The sequence below is a fragment of the Comamonas guangdongensis genome (assembly GCF_041079535.1).
Classification (GTDB): Bacteria; Pseudomonadota; Gammaproteobacteria; order Burkholderiales; family Burkholderiaceae_C; genus Comamonas; species Comamonas guangdongensis.
In genome coordinates, this window is sequence record NZ_JBFYGN010000029.1 from 45,698 (window position 1) to 53,679 (window position 7,982).

A 7,982-nucleotide genomic window follows, 5' to 3' on the forward strand; every position below is an offset into this window, starting at 1 on the left:
ATTGGAGAGAACCCATGTTGAAAGCCTACCGTGACCATGTGGCAGAACGCGCCGCACTGGGCATCCCCCCGCTGCCTCTGGATGCCAAGCAGGTCGCCGAGCTGATCGAGCTGATCAAGAACCCACCCGCTGGTGAAGACGCATTCCTGATGGATCTGCTGACCCACCGCGTGCCGCCCGGCGTGGATGATGCAGCCAAGGTCAAGGCTTCCTTCCTGGCTGCCGTGGCTCACGGCGACCTGAAGGTGGGTCTCATCTCCAAGGCCAAGGCCACCGAGCTGCTGGGCACCATGGTGGGTGGCTACAACGTTCATCCTCTGATCGAGCTGCTCGACAACGCCGAAGTCGCGGGTGTGGCTGCCGAAGCCCTGAAGAAGACGCTGCTGATGTTCGACTTCTTCAACGACGTGGCCACCAAGGCCAAGGCCGGCAATGCCAAGGCCAAGGAAGTGATGCAAAGCTGGGCCGACGCCGAGTGGTTCACTTCGCGTCCCAAGGTCGCGGAAAAGATCACCGTCACCGTCTTCAAGGTGCCTGGCGAAACCAATACCGACGATCTGTCGCCCGCTCCCGATGCCTGGAGCCGTCCCGACATTCCTCTGCACTACCTGGCCATGCTCAAGAACACGCGTCCCGACGCGGCGTTCAAGCCCGAAGAAGACGGCAAGCGCGGCCCCATGCAGTTCATCGAAGACCTGAAGAAGAAGGGCCACCTGGTGGCCTATGTGGGCGACGTGGTCGGTACCGGTTCTTCGCGCAAGTCCGCCACCAACTCCATCATCTGGGGCACGGGCGTGGACATTCCCTTTGTTCCCAACAAGCGCTTCGGTGGCGTGACCCTGGGCGGCAAGATTGCGCCCATCTTCTTCAACACGCAGGAAGACTCCGGCGCTCTACCCATCGAAGTCGATGTTTCCAAGCTGGAAATGGGCGACGTGATCGACGTGCTGCCCTACGCTGGCAAGATCGTCAAGAACGGCGAAACCGTGGCTGACTTCCAGCTCAAGTCCGACGTGCTGCTGGACGAAGTGCAGGCCGGTGGCCGTATCAACCTGATCATCGGCCGCTCGCTGACGGCCAAGGCTCGCGAAGCCCTGGGTCTGCCTGCATCCACCGAGTTCCGTCTGCCCCAGGCGCCTGCCGCTTCCTCGGCTGGCTTCACACTGGCCCAGAAGATGGTCGGCCGCGCCTGCGGTCTGCCCGAAGGTCAGGGCGTGCGCCCCGGTACCTACTGCGAGCCTCGCATGACCACCGTGGGTTCGCAAGATACCACCGGCCCCATGACCCGTGACGAGCTCAAGGACCTGGCTTGCCTGGGCTTCTCCGCCGATATGGTGATGCAGTCCTTCTGCCACACAGCCGCTTACCCCAAGCCCGTGGACGTGAAGACCCACCGCGAACTGCCCAACTTCATCAGCAACCGCGGCGGCGTGGCCCTGCGTCCTGGTGACGGCGTGATCCATAGCTGGCTGAACCGCCTGCTGCTGCCCGACACCGTCGGTACCGGCGGCGACTCGCACACCCGCTTCCCCATCGGCATCTCCTTCCCCGCAGGCTCCGGTCTGGTGGCCTTCGGCGCCGCTACCGGCGTGATGCCTCTGGACATGCCCGAATCGGTGCTGGTGCGCTTCAAGGGCGAAATGCAGCCCGGCGTGACCCTGCGCGATCTGGTGCATGCGATTCCTCTGTACGCCATCAAGCAAGGTCTGCTGACCGTGGCCAAGGCCGGCAAGATCAACGAGTTCTCGGGTCGCATCCTGGAAATCGAAGGCCTGCCCAACCTGAAGGTCGAGCAAGCGTTCGAACTCTCCGATGCATCTGCTGAGCGCTCCGCCGCCGGTTGCACGATCAAGCTGAACCCCGAGCCGATCAAGGAATACCTGACCTCGAACATCGTTCTGATGAAGAACATGATCGCCGACGGTTATGCTGACGCCAAGACCCTGCAGCGCCGTATCGAGAAGGTCGAAGCCTGGCTGGCCAAGCCCGATCTGCTGGAAGCCGACAAGAACGCCGAGTACGCCCACATCATCGAAATCGATCTGGCCGATATCAAGGAACCCATCGTCTGCTGCCCCAACGACCCCGATGACGCCAAGACCCTGTCTGACGTGGCCGGTGCCAAGATCGACGAAGCCTTCATCGGCTCCTGCATGACCAACATCGGTCACTTCCGCGCCGCAGCCAAGCTGCTGGGCGGCCAGCGCGATATCCCCGTCAAGCTGTGGGTGGCACCTCCCACCAAGATGGACCAGACCGAGCTGATCAAGGAAGGTCACTACGCGGCTTTCGGCACTGCCGGTGCGCGTACCGAAATGCCCGGCTGCTCGCTGTGCATGGGCAACCAAGCCCAGGTGCGTGAAGGCGCGACCGTGATCTCCACCTCGACCCGCAACTTCCCCAACCGTCTGGGCAAGAACACCAATGTGTATCTGGGCTCGGCCGAACTGGCAGCCATCGCTTCGCGTCTGGGCTATCTGCCTTCCAAGGAAGAGTACCTGAAGGAAATGGGTGTGATCGATGCCGACAAGGCCTCCGTCTACCGCTACATGAACTTCAACGAGATCGCCGAGTACGCCGAAGTGGCCGAAAAGGTGTAACCGCCCGAGCCAAGGCCTTTGCAGGCCTTGCGCCGGAAGCCCGCTGGATGCGAGTCCTGCGGGCTTTTGCTTTCTCAGGCCGGCAGGCTTGCGCGCAGCCGCTGCAGCGCTGCCTGCGTTTCGGCGTTGGCCGGGAAAAAGGACTCGACGGCCAGCTCCTGCAGCGTCACGTCCACGGGCGTGCCGAAGATGGTGATGGTGCTGATGAAGCTCAGCTTGCCTAGGCCGGTGTGCAGCTCGAAGGGCACGGCGATGTGGCTGGCGGGGGGGGCGCCATGGGCGGCGTCTTCATCGCCCTTGAACGGATAGGCGGCGATCTCGTCGTGCAGCGCCTGCAGCTCGTCATCCGCGGTGGCCGCGATCTGCTGCTGCAAGCGGTGCAGCAAATGGGCGCGCCATTGCGCGGCATTGGCCAGACGCGGGCCCAGGCCTTCGGGGTGCAGGCTCAGGCGCAGCACGTTCACGGGTGGCTGCAGCAGCTGCGGCGCCACGCCGTCCAGCAGCAGCGGCACGACGGCGTTGGCGGCCACCAGGTTCCAGTGCCGGTCCACGGCCAGCGCGGGGTTGGGTTCGTGGCCCTTGAGCACCAAGTCCACGGCCTGGCGTGCGGCCGCCAGATCGGGATGGTCCAGCGGCCGTGCCTGGTACATGGGCGCAAAACCCGCGGCCACCAGCAGCGCGTTGCGCTCGCGCAGCGGCACCGACAGGCGCTCGGCCAGACGCAGCACCATCTCGCGGCTGGGCTGCGCGCGGCCGGTTTCCACATAGCTCAGGTGACGCGTCGAGATCTCGGCCTCCAGCGCCAGGCCTTGCTGGCTCAGGCGCCGGTGCTGGCGCCAGTGGCGCAGGTGTTCGCCGAACGGCGCGCGTGCGCCGGGCGATCTATGAGCTGAGGCATGGGGGGAGGGCGCGGTGCTGGGGTTCATGCCTGCATCGTAGTGGCAGGCCGGACGGCAGGCCATGACCTGCGAGGTTATCGACGCTGTGCAGGCGGATGGCAATCATGGACCCCAGCAGCCGGCACAGGGCCGGCCGCAGACCTTCTTCATGCAACAGGAGTTTTCCATGTCCATCTTTGCTTCTCCCCGGTTTCTGTCCCGTGTGATGTGGGCCGACGCGGCCTCCTGTGCGGCCACGGGTGCGCTGCAGCTGGCCGCCACGCAGCCGCTGGCGCACCTGACGGGTCTGCCGGCCCTCTTGCTGACGGGCACGGGCATGTTTTTGCTGGCCTATGCACTGGCTGCCGGCTGGATGGCGCACCGTCAGCCCCAGCCGCGCACGCTGATCGGCTTGGTGGCCGTGGGCAATCTGGGCTGGGCCCTGGGCTGCGCGGCCTTGATCTTCGGCTCCGGCCTGGCGCTGAGTGCCTGGGGCGTGGCCTGGGTGGCGGCGCAGGCGCTCGTGGTGCTGGCCTTGGCCGATCTGCAATGGGCCGGGTTGCGTGCCACGCGCCATGCGGCCCGCCCCGGGCCGCAGTTAGTTGCCTGAGCGCTTCAAAAAGAAGAGCTGTCAACGCCTGCCATTCAACGGAAAGAGAACAGTTTTATTCCGAAAGCATGAAATGGCAGGCGCTGGAAGCTATGCTTTTCGTTATACCCGCCATGTCCATCGACGGATAACTTGGTCCGGGGCGACGGAGATAATTTCGTACCGCTTAAAATTCACGGCTGCGCCGCGCTGGCGCATTCTTCGCAACCATGGGTTCCCTCGCCCCCATCGACCAAAAAGGACTGTCATGACATCCGCTCATGCCGCGCAGACGCCATCGTCGCGCGTGCCGTTTTACCTCTCCGTTCTCGTGGCGTTCCACATCGCCATCGTCATCGCCAGCAACTATCTGGTGCAGCTGCCCATCAGCCTGCTGGGCTTTCACAGCACCTGGGGCGCCTTCAGCTTCCCGTTCATCTTCCTGGCCACCGACCTGACCGTGCGCCTGATCGGCAAGGTGGAGGCGCGGCGCGTCATCACACGCGCCATGCTGCCCGCGCTGTTGGTGTCCTATGTGGTGGGCGTGCTGTTCCATGAGGGCAGCTTCAACGGCTGGGAGGCGCTGCTGAGCTTCAACAGCTTTGTGTTCCGCATCGCTCTGGCCAGCTTTGCCGCCTATGTGCTGGGCCAGTTGCTGGACATCCAGGTCTTCGACCGCATCCGCCAGCAAAGCCATGTGTGGTGGCTGGCACCGGCGGCCGCCTCGGTGTTCGGCCAGGTGCTGGACACGGCGGCCTTCTTCTCTATCGCCTTCTGGCGCAGCACCGACGCCTTCATGGCCGCCAACTGGATGGAAATTGCCATGGTCGACTATGTCATCAAGCTGGCGGTGAGCCTGCTGCTGTTCGTGCCCGCCTACGGCGTGGTGCTGGCCACCATCGTGCGCGGCATGCGCCTGCCGGCCGTGCCGGCGACCGGGGCCGCTTCTTAAGCGCCGTTCTCTGCCGGCCGCGCCCCGGCAATAAAAAAGGCCGCCAGAATCTGGCGGCCTTTTGCATGGCACAGGGCTCAGGCCTGGCTTTGCAGATAGTTCTGCAGTCCGATCTTGTCGATCAGCCCCAGCTGCTTTTCCAGCCAGTAGGCATGGTCTTCCTCGGTGTCGCGCAGCTGGGCCAGCAGTATGTCGCGGCTCACATAGTCGCGGTGCTGCTCACACAGCGCCACGCCCTGCTGCAGGCCGGCGCGCACCTCGTACTCGGTGTCCAGGTCCTTGCGCAGCATCTCGGGCACGGTCTCGCCGGGAGTGAACTCCTTGGGGCGCATGTCGGGGCGTCCGCCCAGCATCAGGATGCGGCGCAGCAGCGCGTCGGCGTGCTGGGTCTCTTCCTGCATCTCGTGGTCCAGGCGCGTGAAAAGCTTGGCAAAGCCCTGGTCTTCATAGATGCGCGAGTGCGCGGAATACTGGTCGCGCGCCGCGAGCTCGCCGCGCAGCAGGTCCTTGAGGTAGTCGACGACTTCGGGATGGCCTTGCATATTTGTTGTTCTCGGTGAGTTTGCGAAGCCTGAAGTATCCCGCGACTGGCTTCAGGGAACAAATACAGCTATCAATTCCCGAGCGCTGCTGCTCTGGATGCGGGCCGTAAGCAGATGCATTCGCATTGCTCAAATGCGTGTCCCGGCAGACCAGTCCGCTGGTTGCGACTGGCTGCGATCGGCCAGATGCGGTCCTCCAGTGCTCTGCCCTGGAGCAGTCATTCAAGTATTGGCCAAACTTGCACAACGTCCCGTCCAACCTGTTTGTTCGTTTGGTAAACATAGTTTGCAAAAATATAGGTGCTGGGGCATGGCCTTGCCTCGTAATTAGAAAACATAACTCTCTGTGCGATGGGCTCAAGAATGAAAATTTCAACGCGATTAATCTTGTTGGTGGGCGTCATGTCCATGCTGCTTTTGGGTGTCGGTCTACTCGGCCTGCGAGGAATGGGGGGCAGCAATGACGGGCTAAAAACTGTGTACGAGGATCGCACAGTGGCCCTTGGGAAACTGGGGCAGATCCAAAGCCTGATGATGACCAATGCCTATTTGGTCAGCGCGGCAACGCTGGATGCGACTCCAGAGGTGGTGGGTCAGCTCACCACTTCGGTCGAGGCCAATATTGGCAAGATCACCAAGGATTGGGATGAGTACATGGCCACCTACCTCACGGCGGAGGAGGCCAGGATTGCCAAGAAGTTTGCAGAAGCCCGCGGTAAGTATGTCAGTGAAGGACTGAAGCCCATAGTAGCGGCGTTGCGCTCGGCCAATCTGCAGGAGAGCCAGCGCATATCCAACAAGGTGCTGCCGGCGTTATATGCTCCTGCTAAAGAGCAAATAGAGGCGTTGATCCAACTGCAGCTCGATGTGGCCAAGTCGGAATACGATGGGGCGGTGGAGCGTTACGGTTCGGTGCGCATGTATTCCACTGCATCGATCGTCCTCGGATTGCTGTTTGCCGCCAGCATCGGGTATTTCCTCATTACTGGGATTTCGCGTTCTCTGAAACAGGCCGGGGACCTTTCCCGTGCGATTGAAGCTGGTGACCTAAGTGTGCAAGTGGCGGTCACTGGCAAGGATGAGGTGGCGGGCTTGCTGCATACCCTGGTGGCCATGCGTGACAGTCTCATCAAAGTGGTATCTAGCGTACGCCAGGGGGCAGAAGGCGTTGCCACGGCGAGTTCAGAAATTGCCCAGGGCAACCAGGATCTCTCGGCTCGTACCGAAAGCCAGGCAAGTGCGCTGGAGGAAACAGCGGCGTCCATGGAAGAACTTGACTCCACAGTCAAGCAAAATGCCGATTCCGCCCACCAGGCCAACCAGTTGTCCATGAACGCCAGCCAGGTTGCGGTTCAGGCTGGTGAGGTGGTAGGGCAAGTGGTGGATACCATGAGGGGTATCAACGAGTCCAGCCGCAAGATCGGCGACATCATCAGCATCATCGACAGCATCGCATTTCAAACTAACATCTTGGCCCTTAATGCAGCCGTGGAAGCCGCACGGGCTGGCGAGCAGGGGCGCGGTTTTGCCGTGGTGGCAAACGAGGTGCGTTCTTTGGCTGGGCGATCGGCCGAAGCGGCCAAAGAGATCAAGACACTGATCGGTGCCAGCATCGAGTGGGTAGATCAAGGCACTGCCCTTGTCGATAAGGCGGGAGTGACGATGACTGAGGTGGTGAACTCCATACGCCGCGTCACAGACATAATGCGCGAAATCAGTGCCGCCAGCAGCGAGCAGAGTGCAGGCGTCTCGCAGGTGGGTGAAGCTGTCATGCAGATGGACCAGGTCACTCAGCAGAATGCGGCGCTCGTGGAACAGATGGCCGCTGCAGCCAGCAGCCTCAAATCTCAGTCCCAGGACTTGGTGCAGGTGGTGGCCGTATTTAAGCTACGCGATGGGGGTACCCACGCCGCTCAGCAACAAGCGCTCAACACCTCTACGACTGCCGTAATAGCTCACCCCCGCACGTCGAAAGCACCGGCTGCATCACGCCCCATCGCAAAGACAGCGGCATTGGTGAAAAAGTCTTCAGCGACTGCCGCACCCGCCCCCATTGCCAAAGCTACGACTGTAGCCTCCACGGCTCACGAGGATGGTTGGGAAGCTTTTTAACGATTGGTGATCGCGTCCCCCTGCCTCCTCGCATAAAGCCGCGCTTGCACAGTCTTTTCTGACACGCGGGGGGGCAATGATCGGTCTTTCGCTTGTGCTTCAGGCACTATCAGTGTGAACTCGATAGCCCTGGTCCTTGGCGAAGCCCGCTAATCCATTGAGCATGTATAGCGTTGGAGACAAGCACCCCGCACAAGCCCTGGGGAGCACAATGGGGTCAAATTGATCTAACCTAGGGCTCGTCATCAATTGAGCCAGACGACAGTGGCCGCAAGGTGAATCCCTCCCAAGAATGCCGCTGCCGTTTTG

The 7,982-nt window shown here is 62.0% G+C and carries 6 protein-coding genes; 4 read left to right on the forward strand and 2 right to left on the reverse strand.

From position 1 onward, the window contains the following. Positions 1 to 14: 14 nt before the first annotated feature. Positions 15 to 2,600 (forward strand): bifunctional aconitate hydratase 2/2-methylisocitrate dehydratase, encoded by a 2,586-nt coding sequence (gene acnB / locus AB6724_RS19210; protein ID WP_369340141.1) that lies wholly within the window; start codon positions 15 to 17, stop codon positions 2,598 to 2,600. Positions 2,601 to 2,674: 74 nt separating this feature from the next. On the opposite strand, the gene AB6724_RS19215 is transcribed toward acnB, so the two are convergent. After that, positions 2,675 to 3,526 carry a helix-turn-helix domain-containing protein gene (locus AB6724_RS19215; RefSeq protein WP_369340142.1) on the reverse strand — a complete coding sequence of 284 codons (852 nt, stop codon included), beginning with the start codon at positions 3,524 to 3,526 and terminating at the stop codon, positions 2,675 to 2,677. Positions 3,527 to 3,665: 139 nt separating this feature from the next. Between AB6724_RS19215 and AB6724_RS19220 the strand changes: the two genes are divergently transcribed. Both AB6724_RS19220 and AB6724_RS19225 read left to right on the forward strand, forming a co-directional pair. Further along, positions 3,666 to 4,088 (forward strand): hypothetical protein, encoded by a 423-nt coding sequence (locus AB6724_RS19220; protein ID WP_369340143.1) that lies wholly within the window; start codon positions 3,666 to 3,668, stop codon positions 4,086 to 4,088. Positions 4,089 to 4,335: 247 nt separating this feature from the next. After that, a complete protein-coding gene (locus AB6724_RS19225) occupies positions 4,336 to 5,019 on the forward strand; it encodes a 7-cyano-7-deazaguanine/7-aminomethyl-7-deazaguanine transporter (RefSeq protein ID WP_369340144.1) in 684 nt (227 codons plus the stop codon). 77 nt (positions 5,020 to 5,096) lie between these two features. On the opposite strand, the gene bfr is transcribed toward AB6724_RS19225, so the two are convergent. After that, positions 5,097 to 5,561: a bacterioferritin gene (gene bfr, locus AB6724_RS19230; protein ID WP_369340145.1), complete on the reverse strand. Its 465-nt coding sequence runs from the start codon at positions 5,559 to 5,561 to the stop codon at positions 5,097 to 5,099. Positions 5,562 to 5,924: 363 nt separating this feature from the next. Here bfr and AB6724_RS19235 point away from each other — a divergent pair, with 363 nt between their 5' ends. Beyond that, complete coding sequence (locus AB6724_RS19235) at positions 5,925 to 7,673, forward strand: methyl-accepting chemotaxis protein (protein ID WP_369340146.1); 1,749 nt, start codon at positions 5,925 to 5,927, stop codon at positions 7,671 to 7,673. The last annotated feature ends 309 nt before the right edge of the window (positions 7,674 to 7,982 follow it).